Consider the following 17,107-nt stretch of genomic DNA (forward strand, 5'->3'; position numbering starts at 1 on the left):
CGCGAGCGGAGGAAATCAAGATCATGAACGCACCTATGAATGTCCTGTTGCCTGACGCGCTGGTGATGGTCGCCATCGTCGTCGCATGGCTGAACGACACCTTTACCGGTGCCGCTGGCCGCCGCCTGACCTATCTGATCGCGGTGGTTTCGTCGGTCGTCGCCGGCGTGTGGTTCGCGGTGCAGGCGCTGGACCCGCAGCAGTATTACTTCTTCTCGCGGATGGTCGTCGTCGACTCGTTCGCGAGCATGATGAAGGCCGTCGTGTCGCTCGGCTTCGCGGTCTCGCTCGTCTATTCGCGCAAGTACCTCGAAGACCGTGACATGTTCCGCGGCGACGTGTTCCTGCTGGGCATGTTCTCGCTGCTCGGTCAGCTGGTGATGGTGTCGGGCAACAACTTCCTGACGCTGTACCTCGGCCTCGAACTGATGTCGCTGTCGCTATACGCCGTCATCGCGCTGCGCCGCGATGCCGCGCAGTCGAGCGAAGCCGCGATGAAGTACTACGTGCTGGGCGCGCTCGCGTCGGGCTTCGTGCTGTACGGCATTTCGATGCTCTACGGCGCGACCGGCTCGCTCGAGCTGGGCGAGGTGTACAAGGCGGTCGGCGGCAACACCGACGCGGCCGTGCTGATGTTCGGCGTGGTCTTCATCGTCGCCGGTATCGCGTTCAAGCTCGGCGCCGTGCCGTTCCACATGTGGGTGCCGGACGTCTACCAGGGCGCACCGACCGCGATGACGCTGTTCGTCGGCGGCGGCCCGAAGGTTGCCGCGTTCGCGTGGGGCCTGCGTTTCCTGGTGATGGGCCTGCTGCCGCTCGCACAGAACTGGCAGACCGCGCTCGTGATCCTCGCCGCGCTGTCGCTGATCGTCGGTAACATCACCGGTATCGTCCAGCGCAACATCAAGCGGATGCTCGCGTACTCGGCGATCTCGAACATGGGCTTCGTGCTGCTCGGCCTGCTCGCCGGCATCGTGAAGGGCGACGCGACCGCACCGGCCAACGCGTACAGCTCGGCGATGTTCTATGCGATCGTCTACCTGATCACGACGCTCGGCTCGTTCGGCGTGGTGATGCTGCTCGCACGCCGCGATTTCGAAGCGGAAACGATCGACGACTTCAAGGGCCTCAACAAGCGCAGCTCGGTGTTCGCGTTCGTGATGATGGTCATGATGTTCTCGCTGGCCGGTATCCCGCCGACCGTCGGCTTCTACGCGAAGCTCGCGGTGCTCGAGGCGACCGTCAACGCGGGTCTCACGTGGCTGGCCGTGCTGGCTGTGATCACGTCGCTGTTCGGCGCGTTCTACTACCTGCGCATCGTCAAGCTGATGTACTTCGATGCACCGCAGGACGCGACCCCGGTCACCGGCGATTTCTGCAAGCGCACGATCCTCGTGCTCAACGGTATTGCAGTCGTGGTGCTCGGCCTGATCCCGAGCCCGCTGTTGACGGCCTGCCTGCAGGCGATCCGTCACACGCTGCCGCTGTAATGTCGGCAGCTGGCTGGTTCATCGTGCTGTTGGCGCTCGTATGTGCCAACGTGCCGTTCCTGAACCAACGCCTCTTCGCCGTCGTACCGATCGGTGCGACGAAGAAAAACGCGTGGGTTCGGATCGGCGAGCTGATCGTGCTGTATTTCGTCGTCGGTGCGCTCGGCTTCTGGCTCGAGTCGCGCGCCGGCAACCGCTTCGAACAGGGCTGGCAGTTCTACGCGATCACGTTCAGTCTCTTCGTTGTGTTCGCGTTTCCCGGCTTCACGTTCCAGTATCTCGTCAAACGACGCTGACGGCTTCGGCCGTCGCGTGCTCATTCCTCCGGAGCCCGCCGATGGCCGAACTACCCAATCACGACGCCGCACTGACCGAAACCTGCCTCGAGAGCGAGGCGATTTTCGACGGCTCGTTCCTCAAGCTGAAGCGCGATACCGTTCGTTTGCCCGACGGCAAGCAGGCCACGCGCGAATACGTCCAGCACCCCGGCGCGGTGATGGTGATCCCGCTGTTCGACGACGGCCGCGTGCTGATGGAAAGCCAGTATCGCTATCCGATCGGCAAGGTCATGGCCGAATTCCCCGCCGGCAAACTTGATCCGAACGAGGGCGCGCTTGCCTGCGCGGTGCGGGAACTGCGCGAGGAAACCGGCTACACGGCACGCGAATATGTGTTCCTGGCCCGAATTCATCCGATCATTTCCTATTCGACCGAATTCATCGACCTGTATCTTGCGCGCGGCCTGACGGCCGGCGAGCGCAAGCTCGACGAAGGCGAATTCCTCGAAACCTTCACGGCGACGCTGCCCGACCTTCAGGAGTGGGTGCGCACCGGTCAGATCACCGACGTGAAGACGATCATCGGCACGATGTGGCTCGACAAGGTCCTGTCCGGCGCCTGGCCGCTCGGCCCGGTCGAGAAGCCCTGACGGCGCGTCAGCGGCGGGTGGGGCGCCGCGTTACAATCCAGTGACGCGGCCGCTGTCCGGCCGCGCGATCCTGGTTTAGCACGATCGTTCACAAACGCGCGTTTTGCGCTACACTCGCCCCACGCCCTGATTCAGCATGAAGGTCCTCGATTTACAGTGCCCGCACGGTCATCGGTTCGAAGGCTGGTTCGCTTCCGCCGATGAGTTCGAAGCGCAGTTGTCCCGCAAGCTGGTCGAATGTCCGGTGTGCGGAACGACCGAGATCAACCGGATGCCGTCGGCGCCGCGCCTGAACCTGTCGGGCGGGACGCAGGCACAGCCGGCCGATCCGCGCGCGCTTCAGGCGCAGGTGATGCGCGCGCTGCGCGAGGTGCTGGAGAAGACCGAGAACGTGGGCGAGCGCTTCGCCGAGGAAGCGCGGCGCATTCATTACAACGAGGCGCCGGCGCGCAGCATTCGTGGCGTCACGACGCCGGAGGATGCGCAATCCTTGGTCGAAGAAGGCATCGACGTGATGCCGCTGCCGATTCCTGCCGCGCTGAAAGAACCGCTGCAATGACGTATGCAGTGTGTCCTTGCCGGGCCGCACGGCCGCGGTCAGGAGACACTGCGCATGGATCTGGATTATTCCCCCGCCGACGACGCGTTCCGCGTCGACGTCCGCGCCTGGCTCGAGGCCAATCTGCCTCGTGCACTGCGCGCCAAGGTACTCGATCACAAACGACTCGACCGCGAGGATTTCGCGAGCTGGCACCGGATTCTCGGCCAGCGCGGCTGGTCCGCACCCGCATGGCCGGCCGAATACGGCGGTCCGGACTGGAACGCGACGCAGCGCCACATCTGGGATGAGGAGTGCGCACGCATCGGCGCGCCGACCGTGCTGCCGTTCGGTGTATCGATGGTCGCGCCGGTGCTGATGAAATACGGCAGCGAAGCGCAGAAGCGCCACTATCTGCCGCGCATTCTGGACGGCACCGACTGGTGGTGTCAGGGCTATTCCGAGCCAGGCTCCGGGTCGGATCTCGCATCGCTGCGCACGCGTGCCGAACGTCACGGCGACCACTACGTTGTCAACGGCCAGAAGACATGGACGACGCTGGGCCAGTACGCGGACATGATGTTTTGTCTCGTGCGCACCGATCCGGCGGCGAAGAAGCAGGAGGGCATCTCGTTCCTGCTGATCGACATGAAGACGCCCGGCATCACGGTGCGCCCGATCATCACGCTCGATGAGGATCACGAAGTCAACGAGGTGTTCTTCGAGGACGTGAAGGTGCCCGTCGAGAATCTCGTCGGCGATGAAAACCGCGGCTGGACTTACGCGAAATACCTGTTGGGCCACGAGCGCACCGGCATCGCACGCGTCGGCGCGTCGAAGCGTGAGCTCGCATTCCTGAAACGCGTGGCGTCGAACCAGCGCAAGAACGGCAAGCCGCTGCTCGCCGATCCGGTGTTTGCCGCGAAGGTCGCGGCGCTCGAAGTCGAACTGATGGCGCTCGAGGTGACGGTGCTGCGTGTTGTGAGCCGCGAGACGAGCGGCAAGGGGCCGGGCCCCGAGGCATCGATGTTGAAGATCAAGGGTACCGAGGTGCAGCAGGCGCTTACCGAGCTGATGTTCGAGGCGATCGGTCCGCTTGCCGCGCCGTTCGACGTCCCGTTCCTCGAGGGCGAACGCGAACACAGCAGCGCGGGCGACGATGATGCCGCGCCGCTCGCCGCCTACTACTTCAATTACCGGAAGACGTCGATCTACGGTGGTTCGAACGAGATTCAGAAGAACATCATCGCGCAGATGATCCTGGGGCTGTGATCAGGGAACGGAGACAACCATGGATTTCAGCTTTACCGATGAGCAGCAACAGTTTGCCGACGCGCTGCGCCGTTATCTCGGCGAGCAATACGGTTTCGACGCGCGCCAGGCCATCGTGCGAAGCGATGCCGGCGTGTCGGACGCGCAATGGAGCGCATTCGCGGAGCTGGGCCTGACCGCGCTGCCCGTGCCGGATGCGCAGGGCGGCTTCGGCGGCGGCCCGGTCGACATGCTGGTCGCGATGCAGGAGCTCGGCCGTGCACTCGTGGTCGAGCCGTACTGGGCGACGGCGGTCGGCATCGAGGCGCTGCGTGTCGCCGGGTCCGGCACGGGCGACGATGCCGCGCTGCTGGAAGCGGTCGCGCAAGGGCAGAAGCGCCTGGCCGTTGCATTCCACGAACCACGGGCACGCTACGACCTGTACGAACTCGATACGCACGCGCGCGATCACGGCGGCACGTATCGGCTGACCGGCACCAAGTCGGTCGTTCAGCACGGCGCCCAGGCGCATGCGTGGATCGTGCCCGCGCGCGTCGATGGCGGCAGCATCGGCCTGTTCGTCGTCGAGCGCGATGCCGCGGGGGCGAAGCTCGTCGACTACCGGACGATCGACGGCCAGCGCGCTGCGACGATCGAGCTGCATGACACAGCCGCGCGGCAGTTGACGGGCGGCGCACGCGATGCGGCCGCACTCGAGCAGATTGCCGATTACGCGACCTTCCTGCTCTGCGCGGAAGCGGTCGGCGCACTCGACGAGCTGAACCGCGCGACGGTCGAATACACGAAGACGCGCGAACAGTTCGGCGTACCGATTGCACGTTTCCAGGCACTGCAGCACCGGATGGTCGACATGCTGATTCACGCGGAGCAGGCGCGCTCGCTGACTTACCTGGCCGCGGTGCGTTACGCGGGCGGCGATGCCGATGCGCGTCGCAAGGCGGTGTCGGCCGCGAAGGCGCGGGTCGGCGCGGCCGCACGCTTCGTCGGCCAGCAGGCGGTGCAACTGCACGGCGGCATGGGCGTGACCAATGAGGTTGCCGCCGCACACCTGTTCAAGCGGCTGTCGATCATCGAGACGACACTCGGCGACACCGATCATCATCTTGCGCGCATCGCGGCCCTGCCGGATTTCGCGCAGACCGATGCGGCATGACGGCGACGCGCGAGCGCGCCATAGGAGATAGACAGTGGGTATCAGTTACGAAGATCTGGAAGTCGGCAGTACGACCGAAATCGGCCGCTATACGTTCGAATCGGACGACATCAAGGCGTTCGCGCAACGCTACGATCCGCAACCGTTCCACCTCGACGAGGAGGCTGGCAAGGCATCGCCGTTCGGCGGACTCGTTGCGAGCGGCTGGCATACGTGTTCGGTGTTCATGAGCCTGCTCATCAAGAAGCTGGGACCGGATTCGACTAGCATGGGCTCGCCCGGCATCGACTCGATCCGCTGGCTCAAGCCCGTGCGTGCCGGCGACACGATCACGATGTATCAGAAGGTCCACGACAAGCGCGTGTCGGAGAGCAAGCCCGATCGCGGCATCGTGTCGACGGAGTGGATCGGCGTCAACGGCGCCGGCGACACGGTGATCACCGTGCATACCAAGGTGATCTTCGGACTGCGTCATCCGCAAGGAGCGGGCGCATGACGGACGTGACATTGCCGCTGATCGCGTCTGCGCAAGCGCTGCACGAGCGCGTCGGCGCGGAGCCGCTCGCGAGCGGCTGGGTCGAGATCGATCAGCGTCGCGTCGATGGTTTTGCCGACGCCACCGGCGATCACCAGTGGATTCACGTCGATCCCGAGCGGGCGCGGCGCGAGTCGCCGTTCGGCGGCCCGATCGCGCACGGATTCCTGACGCTGTCGCTGATTCCCGCGCTGATGACCGATGCGATGCGCTTCGAGCAGAAGATGGGCGTGAACTACGGACTGAACCGCGTGCGGTTCCTGAAGCCGGTGCCGGTCGGCGCACGCGTGCGCGCGCTATTCGCGGTGAAGGAGGCCACGGAGGCCGCGCGGGGTGGTGTGCAGGTGACGTGGTCGGTGTCGATGCAGGTCGAGCGTCCGGACGAGCCGTTGCTCGTTTGCGCGGCGGAATTCATTACGCTGCACTACTTCTGATGCGCGCGGCGGCATCGACGGATGCCGCCGCGTCGCACGGCGCGTGGTTCGTCAGTGCTTTGCGTATTGCGTCGCGCCGAACAGCATTTCGCGTGCCTTGTCGTCCTGCAGCGGCTTGCGCAGCGATGCGAGGACTTCGACGCCGCGCTGCACGGCCGGACGCGCGGCAATCGTTTCGTGCCAGCGCTTCACGTTCGGCAGTTCGTCGAGCACGATGCCCTGGTTCTGCCATGAGCGCGTCCACGGGAACGTCGCGATGTCCGCGATCGTGTATGTGTCGCCGGCGAGATATTCGGATTCGCCGAGACGCTTTTCCATCACGTTGTACAGGCGCTTCGCTTCGTTCGTATAGCGATTGATCGCATAGTCGATCTTCTCCGGCGCGTACAGCCGGAAGTGGTGCGCCTGCCCGAGCATCGGGCCGACGCCGCCCATCTGGAACATCAGCCATTCGAGCGTCGCGTAGCGTTCGGCCGGCTCGGTCGACAGAAACTTGCCGGTCTTTTCCGCCAGGTACACGAGGATCGCGCCCGATTCGAACAGCGAGATCGGCTTGCCGCCGGGGCCGTCCGCGTCGACGATCGCGGGGATCTTGTTGTTCGGGCTGATCTTCAGAAATTCGGGCTTGAACTGGTCGCCCGCGCCGATATCGACCGGATGCGCACGATACGCGAGGCCGGTTTCCTCGAGCATGATGTGTATCTTGTGGCCGTTCGGGGTCGCCCAGCTGTAGACGTCGATCATCGTCAACTCCTTTATTGCATGCGCGAAAACGGCGCCGGCGGGGCGCCGCGACAGGCGGTCATTAGAGCATGGATCGATACGGGCTGCAGGCGACGGAAACGTGCGGCCGCGCGCCTGTGCGTGCGTGTCGTCGCAGCGGCGGCGGCGGATCAGCGCTTGTAGCGCGGTTGGCGTTTCTCGAGGAATGCGGTAATGCCTTCGAATGCATCCGCATGATGCAACGATGCGACGAAGTGATCGCGCTCGGTGCCCAGATGCGCATCGAGCGGCTGTGCGGTCGCATCGTCGAGCAGCGACTTGATGCGCGTGAGCGCGTTCGGCGAGATGCCGGCAAGCGAGTCGGCCCACGCGAGCGCGTCGGACAGCGCAGCACCTGGCACGGCGAGCCGATTGACGACGCCGAGCGCATGCAGGCGGTTGGCCAAGACGGGCTTGCCCTCGAACAGGATTTCGGCGGCGAGCGCACGCGGCAGTGCGCGCGCGAGGAACCACGAGCCGCCGCCGTCGGGCGTGAGGCCGACGCGTGCGTACGACATCACGAACTTCGCGTCGTGCGCGGCAACGATCAGGTCGCATGCGAGCGCGAGCGAAAAGCCCGCGCCGGCCGCCGCGCCTTCGACTGCCGCGATCACGGGCTTGTTCGTTGCGCGGATCGCCGTGATCCACGCGGCGAGCTGATCGACGCTGTCGGCCTGGTAGGACGGATCCTTCGAGCGGTTGTCGAGCAGTCGGTTCAGGTTGCCGCCCGCGCAAAAGAAACGATCGGCACCCGTGAGCACGACAGCGCGAATGGCGGGGTCGCGCTCGGCGGTGGCGAGCGCCTCGACGCCGGCCGCATACATGTCGGGATGCAGCGCGTTGCGTGCGCCGGGATTGGACAGCGTGAGGACGAGCGTCGATTCGCTCTCGGGTGGACGCGAGGCCAGCAGTTCAGCACTCATGCGAATGTGTCTCCATCGGATGGCGAGGCTGCGACACCGCATGCTGCGCGGGCGCATGCGCATACCCGCGAGGGTGCTGCCGCAGCGGATGTATTGTTGTCATGACGGACGCGAAACTGCTTTAGACTAGCACGAACGTGCTTTTCAGCGCGACGTATCCCGATGCCGCCGGCATCGCCGCGGCGCGCTTCAGCAACGAAGGAGACTCCGATGCTACAGCTGTGCGGTATTCCGTTGTCCAACTATTACAACAAGGTGAAGTTCGTCCTGCTCGAACATGACATCCCGTTCGAGGAATCGGCATGCAGTCTGCCGATCAGCGATCCGGCACTGCTCGCCGATTCGCCGCTCGGCAAGATTCCGTTCTTGAAGACGGAAGAGGGCGCGCTGTTCGAATCGCAGGTGATCATCGAGTATCTGGCGGCGCGTTATCCCGACAAGGCCATTTTTCCGGCCGGACCGTTCGCGGCCGCGAAGGTGCGCGAACTCGTCGAGACGCTCGAGCTGTATCTCGAATGGACCGCGCGCGAGGTTTATACGGAAGCGTTTTTCGGCGGCAAGGTCAGCGACGGGATGAAGGCGCACGTCGAGAAGCGCCTGCCGCGCGCGATCGATGCATTCAAGCGGATGACGCAATTTTCGCCCTACGTGCTCGGCGACACGTTCACGCTGGCGGACATTGCCGCGGCGATCCATCTGCCGGTGATCGGAATGGCGACGAAGGCCATCTTCGGCCGCGATTTCCTGCTCGATGCCGGCATCGACTGGAAGGCGCACGCGAAGCTGGTCGGTGAGCGGCCGGTCGCGCAGCGCGTGGCGGCCGATCGCAAGGCCTATGTCGAGGCGACGAGCGCCGCGCGTTCGTAAGCGCGGCGCGGGCGCGGTGTCGCACCGTGCCCGGCCGCCCATGCAGGACTTACAGGCGTGCGAGCCGTTCGAGTGCGGATGCGAGCGTGCTTTCCTGTTTTGCGAAGCAGAAGCGCACGACGCCCGATTCGTGCGGCTCGTGATAGAACGCCGACACGGGAATCGCCGCCACGCCGATCTCCGACGTGAGCCACTTCGAGAATTCCGCTTCGGACAGGTCGCTGATCGCCGAATAGTCGACGCACTGGAAGTACGTGCCGGGGCACGGCAGCAGCTTGAAGCGCGTGCGCTCGAGGCCGGCGCGGAAGAAGTCGCGCTTCTTCTGGTAAAAGTCGGGCAGTGTCAGGTACGGTGCCGGATCGCGCAGGTAGTCGGCAAGCCCGATCTGCATCGGCGTGTTCACCGTGAACACGTTGAATTGATGGACCTTGCGGAACTCCGCGGTCAGCGCGGCAGGCGCCGCGACATAGCCGACCTTCCAGCCCGTCACATGGTAGGTCTTCCCGAAGCTCGACACGATGAAGCTGCGCGCGGCCAGTTCCGGGTAGCGCGCGACGCTTTCATGCCGCGCACCGTCGTAGACCATGTGTTCGTACACTTCATCCGACAGGATCAGCACATTGGTGCCGCGCACGATCTCCTCGAGCTTGCGCATGTCGGCCTCGCGCCACACGGTGCCGGTCGGGTTGTGCGGCGTGTTGATCATGATCATCCGCGTTTTCGGCGTGATCGCGGCGGCCAGGCGATCGAACGGGATCGCATAGTCGGGCGCTTCCAGCGTGACGAACACGGGCTTGCCGCCGGCAAGCTCGATCGACGGCAGATAGCTGTCGTAGGTCGGTTCGACGACGATTACCTCGTCACCCGGATGGACCGCGCACAGGATCGCCGTCAGCAGGGCCTGCGTTGCGCCGGCCGTGACCGTGATCTCGGTGGCCGGATCGTAGCGCCGGCCGTAGACCTGCGCGATCTTGTCGGCGATCGCGTCGCGCAACGGCGCGACGCCGGCCATCGGCGGATACTGGTTGTGACCGTTGCGCATCGCGGCCGCGACCGCGTCGACGATGCGCGGGTCGCAGTCGAAATCCGGGAAGCCCTGGCCGAGGTTCACGGCGCCTTTCTCGGCGGCGAGCGCGCTCATGACCGTGAAGATCGTCGTGCCGACGTTCGGCAGGCGCGAGGGGAAAACGGGAGTCGTAGGCATGTCGGAAGGAGCGTTCATCGATACGGTCGCAAGCGGGTGGCGCCGGGCCCGTCAGGCCGGCGTGGTAGTGGTGGCCAATGCGGCATCGAGCGCGCAGGCTTCGGTGAACGGCACGGGCTGCGCGATCCGGAAGCCGAAGTCGCGCGCGGTGCGCTTCGCGAGCTTGAGCAGCGCACGGTCCTTCGACACGAGCCAGTCGGCCTGCGCGGCGCGCGCGAGCTCGAGAAATTTCTGGTCGTCGCGGTCCTTGCACTTCGGCAGGGGCGGCGTGTCGGCGTCGACGGGCGACGGCTCGACGAGGCTCGTCAGGCGGGCGACCGTCGCGAGCGCTTCGGCCTTGTCGATCGCGCGCGCCTGAAACTGCGGGTAGTCGAGCACGAGCTCGAGTTCGTTCAGGCAGCGGCCGTCGATTACGGCGGCCAGCGTGCCGCGTTCGAGCGCCGCCCGGATCGGGCGGGTGGCAGGGTCGTCGAATACGAGTATGTCGATCCAGACGTTCGAGTCGAGCACGACGCGATGTGCGGCATGCGGGGCGAGAGAGCGGGTCATTCGTTACAATCAGTGGTTTTCGTCTGACCGCAAGGCACGGCGTGCCAGCGAGCCTCTATGATAATCGTTCTCTCCCCAGCCAAATCCCTCGACTACGATACGCCTGCCCACGTGCCGTCTTACACGAAGCCTGCATTCGTCGACGATGCGTCGGAACTGATCGACGGCCTGCGCAAGTTGTCGCCGCAGGACATCTCGACGCTGATGGACATCTCCGACCCGCTCGCGCGGCTGAACTTCCAGCGCTATGCGGACTGGTCGCCGACCTTCACGACGGCCAACGCGAAGCAGGCGGTGCTCGCATTCAACGGCGACGTGTACGAAGGGTTCGATGCCAAATCGCTGTCGGCCGCCGATCTCGACTATGCGCAGCAGCACGTGCGCGTGCTGTCGGGCCTGTATGGGCTGCTGCGTCCGCTCGACCTGCTGCAGCCGTACCGGCTCGAGATGGGTACCCGTTTCGCGAACGCGCGCGGCAAGGATCTGTATGCGTTCTGGGGCGACCGGATCACGCGGGCGCTGAACGAGCAGCTCGAGACGCGTAGCGGCGCGGCGCGCGTGCTGGTCAACTGCGCGTCGACCGAGTACTTCAAGTCGGTCAAGCCGAAACTGCTGGCCGCGCCGATCGTCACGCCGGTGTTCGAAGACTGGAAGGGCGGTCGCTACAAGATCATCAGCTTCCATGCGAAGCGCGCCCGTGGCCTGATGGCGCGTTACATCGTCGAGAACCGCATCGCCGAACCGGCGGCGCTGAAGGATTTCGCGGCGGAAGACTACGCGTTCGATGCCGCTGCGTCGAACGATTCGACTTACGTATATCGCCGGCGAATCGGCGAGTGACCAAGCCGGCCGTTCACGAGACGGCCGGCGCATGCATGAGGCCGGACGCGCGGCAAACCGCCGGTTCCGGTCGACACTGGAGAGATAGATGACCCTTTCGATCACCAGCAATTTCGACGCGGGTGCCATCGACGTCGTGTCGTGCGACAGCCCCAACGCGATCCGATTGCGCGTCCGCGGCGACAACCGATCGGAATTCGCCCAATGGTTCTACTTCCGTTTGACGGGCGCACGCGGTGAGCGGTGCGTGATGTCGTTCGAGAATGCGGCCGAATGCGCGTATCCGTCGGGATGGCGTAACTACAGCGCGGTCGCGAGCTATGACCGGGTCGACTGGTTCCGCGTGCCGACGACGTTCGACGGCAAGACGATGACCATCGACCATACGCCCGAGTTCGACAGCATCTACTACGCGTATTTCGAGCCGTACTCGGAAGATCGTCATGCCGCGTTCCTCGGCGCGGTCCAGCAATTGCCGCAGGCGAGCGTCGTCGAGCTCGGCCGAACGGTTGAAGGCCGTCCGATGTCGCTGCTGACGCTCGGTACGCCGGAGGTCGACGGCGCACCGAAGAAGAAGGTGTGGATCATCGCACGCCAGCATCCGGGCGAGACGATGGCCGAGTGGTTCGTCGAAGGGCTTGTCAAGCGGCTGGCGGGGTGGGGCGACTGGGCGGGCGATCCGGTGGCGCGCAAGCTGTACGACCGCGCGACGTTCTACATCGTCCCGAACATGAATCCGGACGGCAGCGTGCACGGCAACCTGCGCACCAACGCGGCGGGCGCGAACCTGAATCGCGAGTGGATGGCGCCCGATGCCGAGCGCAGCCCCGAAGTGCTGGCCGTGCGCGATGCGATCCATTCGATCGGCTGCGACATGTTCTTCGACATTCATGGTGACGAGGATCTGCCGTACGTGTTCGTCGCGGGTTCGGAAATGCTGCCGAGCTTCACGGAGCAGCAGGGCAAGGAGCAAACCGCATTCATCGATGCGTTCAAGGTCGCGAGCCCGGATTTCCAGACCGAGCACGGTTATGCGGCGAGCAAGTACAAGGAAGACGCGCTCAAGCTTGCGTCGAAGTACATCGGCCATCAATTCGGCTGCTTGTCACTGACGCTCGAGATGCCGTTCAAGGACAATGCGAACCTTCCGGACGAACGGGTCGGCTGGAACGGCGAGCGGAGCGCCGCGCTCGGCGCGGCGATGCTGGCGGCAATCCTGGTGCACGTCGAGACGTTCGCATAAGCGTACCGTCGTCGATATGAAAAAGCCGGCGCATCGTGCGATGCGCCGGCTTTTTTGCTTCTGTCGTTGCCGCTCCGTCGGATCAGGACTTCTTCGCGGTTTTCTTCTTCACGGCTTTCTTCTGGCCGCTTGATTTCTGCGTTGCGACGGCTTTCTTGCCGGTGCGGCCGGATGCCTTGGCCTTGACCTTGCCGCGGTGCGACTTGCCCTTGAACTTCTTCGTCGACGACGGGCGTTCGACACGCGGCTTCAGTGGCGGCACCGGATCGTTCCAGCTGAACGCCAGCATTTGCTGCCCGACATAGCCGCAGCGGAATTTCAGCGGTGTCGGGTCGCTGCCGTCGCTGTGGACGCCGAGGCCGTCCACGGTGACGATGTTGTCGACCTTCACGCGCTGCTTGCCCTGATCGAACGAATCGTTCCACGGCGTGATCGTCGCGTTGCCGCTTTCGAACGCGTTCGGTGCGAAGTCGACGCGGTCGAAGGCCGTCGATGTGCTGGCGATGAAGCTGCCGTGCGCCGCACAATCGGCGACGATCGGATCGGCATGCATCTCGTTGACGAATTTGTTGATCAGTTCGGAGCGCTGGTCGAGGAGGTCGGCGAATACCGGTGCCGGAAGCGCAAGCGACAGGCCCGCGACACAGGCTGCCAGCTTGCCGAACGCCCGGAAGATCCGGAGCGAGGCAGGTGAGCTGTCCATCTGGTTATTGGTGAGGAGCGAATGAGACATCGGGCACGTATAGATGCCCGATGAAGATCAGGAGTTCAATCTTAGCGTAAAAAAGTTGTGCGGCAGTAGATGTCGCACTCTCCCGCGCTGCGGAAGCGGATCGTCACGCGCGCCGATCGCACCGGGACCGGCACGCTCAGGCGCGCGGACCGCCGAGGCGGTAGCGCCGAACGTCGAACGTCGTGACCCACGCCGGACGATAGACGGCGATGAGCGCGGTGGCCATGCCGGTGAACCAGGCTTCGCCGAGCGCGAGCAGCGCGGTGTTCAGCAGATAGCCTGCGGGAATGACGACGGGCACGCCGTCCGCGAGAGCGAGCTGGACTCCGGCTGCGGCCGCTGCGACTGCGACGATCGCGATGGCCGGTGACAGGAATCCCTGGCCGGTGATGAACGACGCGAGATTGTGCGGGAGCCACGCGATCGCGGCGCGTTGCAGCAACGCGGACACGGCGACCGGTAGCGCACCGTAGATCAGATAGGTCACGCCGACGCCTTGCCACGGCGCATCGAAGACGATAGCGGCGACGGCTGTGACGGCACCCATCGCGATCAGCGCAAGCGTCCAGTCGAACAGCGTGACGAGCAGCGTCGCGCCGAGCAGGTGCATGACGATGCCGTCCTCGAGCCACGCATTCGAGGCCCAGAGCACCGTGATCGCGGTGACGAGCGCGAGCCACACGTGCTGGAGCGTTGCGTCCTGGAGACGGACGAAGGGACGATTCCAGAGCGCGAGCGCGAGCAACGCCACGGTGGCGATCCAGCCACCGATGCCAACCCAGAGCGGAAGCGGTGTGAAAAGAAAACCCATGCGTTCATATTACTCGTTGAGCATCGAAGGTGGGAATCCGCACATGTCGACCGTCGCAATATCGATACTGTCCGATCAGCGCTCGCGCCTAAACCGCGCTGGCGGTTCGGCCGCGAGCGGCAGGTCCCGGGTATCGGTGTTCGCGGCGGGTAGCGGGTATGGACGGTCGTTCCGTTGCATGCGCAGCGGAACCGGGCCGCGTTCGCCGATGACGGGCTTGCTTGCACGATCACGGTTTGCCAGCAACACCTCGAGATGCGGCGACAGCCATCCGTTGTAGATCGCGACTGCGGCGGCGCGGTTTGCCGCGCCCAGCTGCTGGAAGATGCTGGCGAGGTGGATCTTTACGGTGCCTTCGCTGATGCCGAGCGTGCGAGCGATCATCTTGTTGGTGCTGCCCATATGGACGAACCGCATGATCTGCGCCTGTCTGGGCGACAGGAGACCACTTGGCGGGCGGCGCGGCAGCGATCCGGCGAGCGTCTGGAAATGGGCGTCGTGGCATACCGCGGCAGTGGAGGGCAGCAGGCTGAGTGCGATGGGCGGGATGTAATGGCCGCCCAGCAGAACCATTTCGAGCGCCCGCACGATCAGGTGCGGCCGTGTGGAGTGCGGGATCACACCCGCGACGCCATAGTTGTAGAAGCGCTGGATGGCTTCCGGCGTGGATTCGTCGATTAGTACCGCGACGGGCGTTGGCGAGCAGGCGCTGCAGAGCGCTTGGAGTTCGCAGAGGCGGCCGACGTCCAGCCAGTCGATGGCAACGAGGTCGAAGCGCTGGGTGCGCAGCAGCCGGCGCGCCTGGAAGCCATCGGGCGCATCGTTGATGCTGGCGTGACGGTCGATCTGCCGCAGCAGGGCCTTCAGTCCGTCACGCCGTTCGGCGTCTGAGTTCAGCACCAGGAACCGCATATTCAACCTCCGTAAGGTGAGTCATTGAGCTGCCGTTGGCATGCGTTGGATCCGATAATGACAAAAACCTTACACGAAGTCTGCTTGGCTGAAAGGCTTAGGAGAAGTCTGAAATTTCGAATGACGGAAATGCGGACCAGAAAAAAGCCGCTCCGGCTGGAACCGGGAGCGGCTTCGTCGGGCAGGCGCTGCGGGCCTGCAGTGTGCGATCAGTGAAAGTGCGGTTGGGCGGGCGAGGCGTCTTCTGGCATTTCCGCGTGGACGATTTCGCCGAGCGGATCCGCATAGAGCGGCACGCCGCAGTCGTCGCAATATTCCGGCTCGAAGCGGCCCGCGTGCCGGCGGACGTCGGTTACGCCGCATTCCTTCAGCAGACTCACTATCTCCTCGAGCGGCCCTTCGATCGGTGCTTCGCCTTCGAGCGTCGCGCTGTCGATCGACACGTCGCCGTTTTCGCGGCCGTAGAGCGGCCACACGACGCCATAGATCACGTCGTTGCTGGCGCGTCGCGTGAAGCCGACGCGATACTCGTCGATCCGTCGCTCGCCGAAGCCTGCGACCACGGCGCGCAGCTCTTGCGGTGCCGTACCAAGTGTGTCGAAAAGATAACGGATCGCCGTTCGGACCGTGTGCGGACGGATGCGCTCGTCCGCATCACGGCAGGCCGAATAGTATGCGTCCGGGAGCAGGCATTCGAACTCGCAGCCGGGGAGAGCAATCGACAGGTTCGGACCGCCCTGCGCGGTCCATTGCTCGAGACACTGGCCGCGTTCGATCCGATTGCCGTGCTCTTCTTCCTGCCAGCGGAACAGCGGAGCGCCGGCTGGCGCGGCGACGACGGCGAGGAGAAAGCGTGGGTCTGCCAGGATCGGCGAGGTTTCGGGCAAGTCGCCGAAGCTGAGCTTGGCGGCGTGCTGGCCGAGCGCAGCGTGCGCGAGCTGCTGGGCGAGCCGGTAGGTCTCGACGTGGTGGCGCGGCAGTTGGTCGATGCTGTACAGGAACGGGGCGAGGCCGACCAGCGTGCCGGTGGCGAGCACGTGCGCTTGCAGGTGCGCGCGCAGTGCGTCGGCGACGTCGCCTTTCAGCGGGCCCGACGGAATCATGTAGCGCGTCCAGGCAAGAACGGGAACGGCGACCAGCAGCGCATCGTACGGCTGGCCGTCGTGCTCGATCACCATCGATTCACTATGCGTCTCGGCCATGTCGGCGAGCGCGCCATAGGCATCAGGGTGGTTCTGCTGCAGATGGTCGAGTGCCGCGTCGAGCGTGGTCTGGTTGCCGTTGCGAACGATCTTGGCGAGTAGCGCATCGAGCTTCGCTTCCCAGAAGCGATCCTCGATGCGGCTGCCCGAGGCGAAGAGCGCAAGCGACAGGCCGACCAGTTTGTCGGCGTCGGGGGGGAGGCGTTTGGCGATTCGCTGGCGCATATTAAATACGTATAGAAAGGGGCGAAGAACCTCACATTCTAGTCCGTTCTTTGCACCATAAGCGGTCTCGTGCTCCGGCATGGCCGGAAGGCTGAATCGGCGAGGATGAAGAAAAATCCATCAAACCCTTGCGCGATCGCCGGGAGCTGCTTAGAATCACGCCTCTTTCGCGCTAACGGAAACGCAGCGCGGAGGAAGAAGGGAAGCGGTGCGGACGAGGGCGGTTGTGGAACCCCGGCGCACACGAAGTTGAACCCCAGTCGTCGCAACGAAGCAGTTCAGAAAGTTGTTGACGAGCTGGAAAAGACGGTTCATAATCTCGCTTCTCTGCTGCTGAAAACGCAGCGCTGTTGAGAAACTTCAGGTTTCTCGCAGAAATGCTCTTTAAAAATTAACAGCCGATAAGTGTGGGCGCTTGATGGCCGCGAGCTGATCTTCGGATCAGAAAGCGAAAGTATCAAGAGTCTCACACTAAAGTAAGTCAGG

Annotated in this window: 19 protein-coding genes; 11 read left to right on the plus strand and 8 right to left on the minus strand. The window is 64.4% G+C overall.

Features of this window, described 5'->3' with window-relative positions; translation table 11 throughout:
* The first annotated feature begins 35 nt into the window (after nt 1-35).
* From nuoN to HWX22_RS22210, 8 genes are all read left to right on the plus strand, one after another.
* Entirely contained in the window at nt 36-1,490 is a 1,455-nt protein-coding gene (gene nuoN / locus HWX22_RS22175; RefSeq protein ID WP_175916404.1) for an NADH-quinone oxidoreductase subunit NuoN, read from the plus strand.
* The gene (locus HWX22_RS22180; protein ID WP_059533192.1) at nt 1,490-1,786 is read left to right on the plus strand and encodes a DUF2818 family protein; all 297 of its coding nucleotides are present in this window, start codon (nt 1,490-1,492) and stop codon (nt 1,784-1,786) included. The genes nuoN and HWX22_RS22180 overlap by 1 nt, the downstream gene beginning before the upstream one ends.
* Before the next feature lie 41 nt (nt 1,787-1,827).
* A complete protein-coding gene (locus HWX22_RS22185; RefSeq protein WP_059533190.1) occupies nt 1,828-2,418 on the plus strand; it encodes an NUDIX hydrolase in 591 nt (196 codons plus the stop codon).
* 136 nt (nt 2,419-2,554) lie between these two features.
* Nucleotides 2,555-2,977: a DUF1178 family protein gene (locus HWX22_RS22190; RefSeq protein WP_175916393.1), complete on the plus strand. Its 423-nt coding sequence runs from the start codon at nt 2,555-2,557 to the stop codon at nt 2,975-2,977.
* A gap of 54 nt (nt 2,978-3,031) precedes the next feature.
* Nucleotides 3,032-4,228, plus strand: a complete 1,197-nt coding sequence (locus HWX22_RS22195; RefSeq protein ID WP_175916394.1) for an acyl-CoA dehydrogenase family protein — start codon at nt 3,032-3,034, stop codon at nt 4,226-4,228.
* Nucleotides 4,229-4,247: 19 nt separating this feature from the next.
* Nucleotides 4,248-5,381: an acyl-CoA dehydrogenase gene (locus HWX22_RS22200; RefSeq protein ID WP_175916395.1), complete on the plus strand. Its 1,134-nt coding sequence runs from the start codon at nt 4,248-4,250 to the stop codon at nt 5,379-5,381.
* Nucleotides 5,382-5,415: 34 nt separating this feature from the next.
* Nucleotides 5,416-5,877, plus strand: coding sequence for a MaoC family dehydratase (locus tag HWX22_RS22205; protein WP_059533186.1), 462 nt, complete (start codon nt 5,416-5,418; stop codon nt 5,875-5,877).
* Entirely contained in the window at nt 5,874-6,350 is a 477-nt protein-coding gene (locus HWX22_RS22210; protein WP_175916396.1) for a MaoC family dehydratase, read from the plus strand. The genes HWX22_RS22205 and HWX22_RS22210 overlap by 4 nt, the downstream gene beginning before the upstream one ends.
* A 51-nt stretch (nt 6,351-6,401) precedes the next feature.
* Here the strand turns inward: HWX22_RS22210 and HWX22_RS22215 are convergent, their stop codons facing one another.
* Both HWX22_RS22215 and HWX22_RS22220 read right to left on the minus strand, forming a co-directional pair.
* The gene (locus HWX22_RS22215) at nt 6,402-7,094 is read right to left on the minus strand and encodes a glutathione binding-like protein (RefSeq protein WP_175916397.1); all 693 of its coding nucleotides are present in this window, start codon (nt 7,092-7,094) and stop codon (nt 6,402-6,404) included.
* A gap of 149 nt (nt 7,095-7,243) precedes the next feature.
* Complete coding sequence (locus HWX22_RS22220; RefSeq protein WP_175916398.1) at nt 7,244-8,035, minus strand: enoyl-CoA hydratase; 792 nt, start codon at nt 8,033-8,035, stop codon at nt 7,244-7,246.
* Between the two features lie 210 nt (nt 8,036-8,245).
* Between HWX22_RS22220 and HWX22_RS22225 the strand changes: the two genes are divergently transcribed.
* Complete coding sequence (locus HWX22_RS22225; RefSeq protein ID WP_059533180.1) at nt 8,246-8,902, plus strand: glutathione S-transferase; 657 nt, start codon at nt 8,246-8,248, stop codon at nt 8,900-8,902.
* 49 nt (nt 8,903-8,951) lie between these two features.
* Here HWX22_RS22225 and HWX22_RS22230 read toward each other — a convergent pair whose 3' ends face one another.
* Nucleotides 8,952-10,124 (minus strand): pyridoxal phosphate-dependent aminotransferase, encoded by a 1,173-nt coding sequence (locus tag HWX22_RS22230; RefSeq protein WP_059533177.1) that lies wholly within the window; start codon nt 10,122-10,124, stop codon nt 8,952-8,954.
* Nucleotides 10,125-10,157: 33 nt separating this feature from the next.
* Nucleotides 10,158-10,655, minus strand: a complete 498-nt coding sequence (locus HWX22_RS22235; RefSeq protein WP_175916399.1) for a putative toxin-antitoxin system toxin component, PIN family — start codon at nt 10,653-10,655, stop codon at nt 10,158-10,160.
* 57 nt (nt 10,656-10,712) lie between these two features.
* Between HWX22_RS22235 and yaaA the strand changes: the two genes are divergently transcribed.
* Together yaaA and HWX22_RS22245 are read left to right on the plus strand one after the other, a co-directional pair.
* Nucleotides 10,713-11,495 (plus strand): peroxide stress protein YaaA, encoded by a 783-nt coding sequence (yaaA, locus tag HWX22_RS22240; protein ID WP_175916400.1) that lies wholly within the window; start codon nt 10,713-10,715, stop codon nt 11,493-11,495.
* A gap of 88 nt (nt 11,496-11,583) precedes the next feature.
* Nucleotides 11,584-12,738, plus strand: a complete 1,155-nt coding sequence (locus HWX22_RS22245; protein ID WP_175916401.1) for a carboxypeptidase family protein — start codon at nt 11,584-11,586, stop codon at nt 12,736-12,738.
* Nucleotides 12,739-12,820: 82 nt separating this feature from the next.
* On the opposite strand, the gene HWX22_RS22250 is transcribed toward HWX22_RS22245, so the two are convergent.
* The 4 genes from HWX22_RS22250 to HWX22_RS22265 all read right to left on the minus strand — a co-directional run bounded on the left by HWX22_RS22250 (nt 12,821) and on the right by HWX22_RS22265 (nt 16,621).
* Entirely contained in the window at nt 12,821-13,471 is a 651-nt protein-coding gene (locus HWX22_RS22250; protein WP_175916402.1) for a hypothetical protein, read from the minus strand.
* A 136-nt stretch (nt 13,472-13,607) separates the two neighbouring features.
* Complete coding sequence (locus HWX22_RS22255) at nt 13,608-14,282, minus strand: energy-coupling factor ABC transporter permease (protein WP_059820673.1); 675 nt, start codon at nt 14,280-14,282, stop codon at nt 13,608-13,610.
* A gap of 75 nt (nt 14,283-14,357) precedes the next feature.
* On the minus strand, nt 14,358-15,194 hold the full coding sequence (locus HWX22_RS22260; protein WP_059820674.1) for a response regulator transcription factor: 837 nt from the start codon (nt 15,192-15,194) through the stop codon (nt 14,358-14,360).
* Nucleotides 15,195-15,403: 209 nt separating this feature from the next.
* A complete protein-coding gene (locus tag HWX22_RS22265; protein ID WP_175916405.1) occupies nt 15,404-16,621 on the minus strand; it encodes a DUF2863 family protein in 1,218 nt (405 codons plus the stop codon).
* Nucleotides 16,622-17,107: the final 486 nt, after the last annotated feature.

It is taken from the genome of Burkholderia sp. BCC1638 (assembly GCF_902833195.1).
Taxonomy (GTDB): Bacteria; Pseudomonadota; Gammaproteobacteria; order Burkholderiales; family Burkholderiaceae; genus Burkholderia; species Burkholderia diffusa.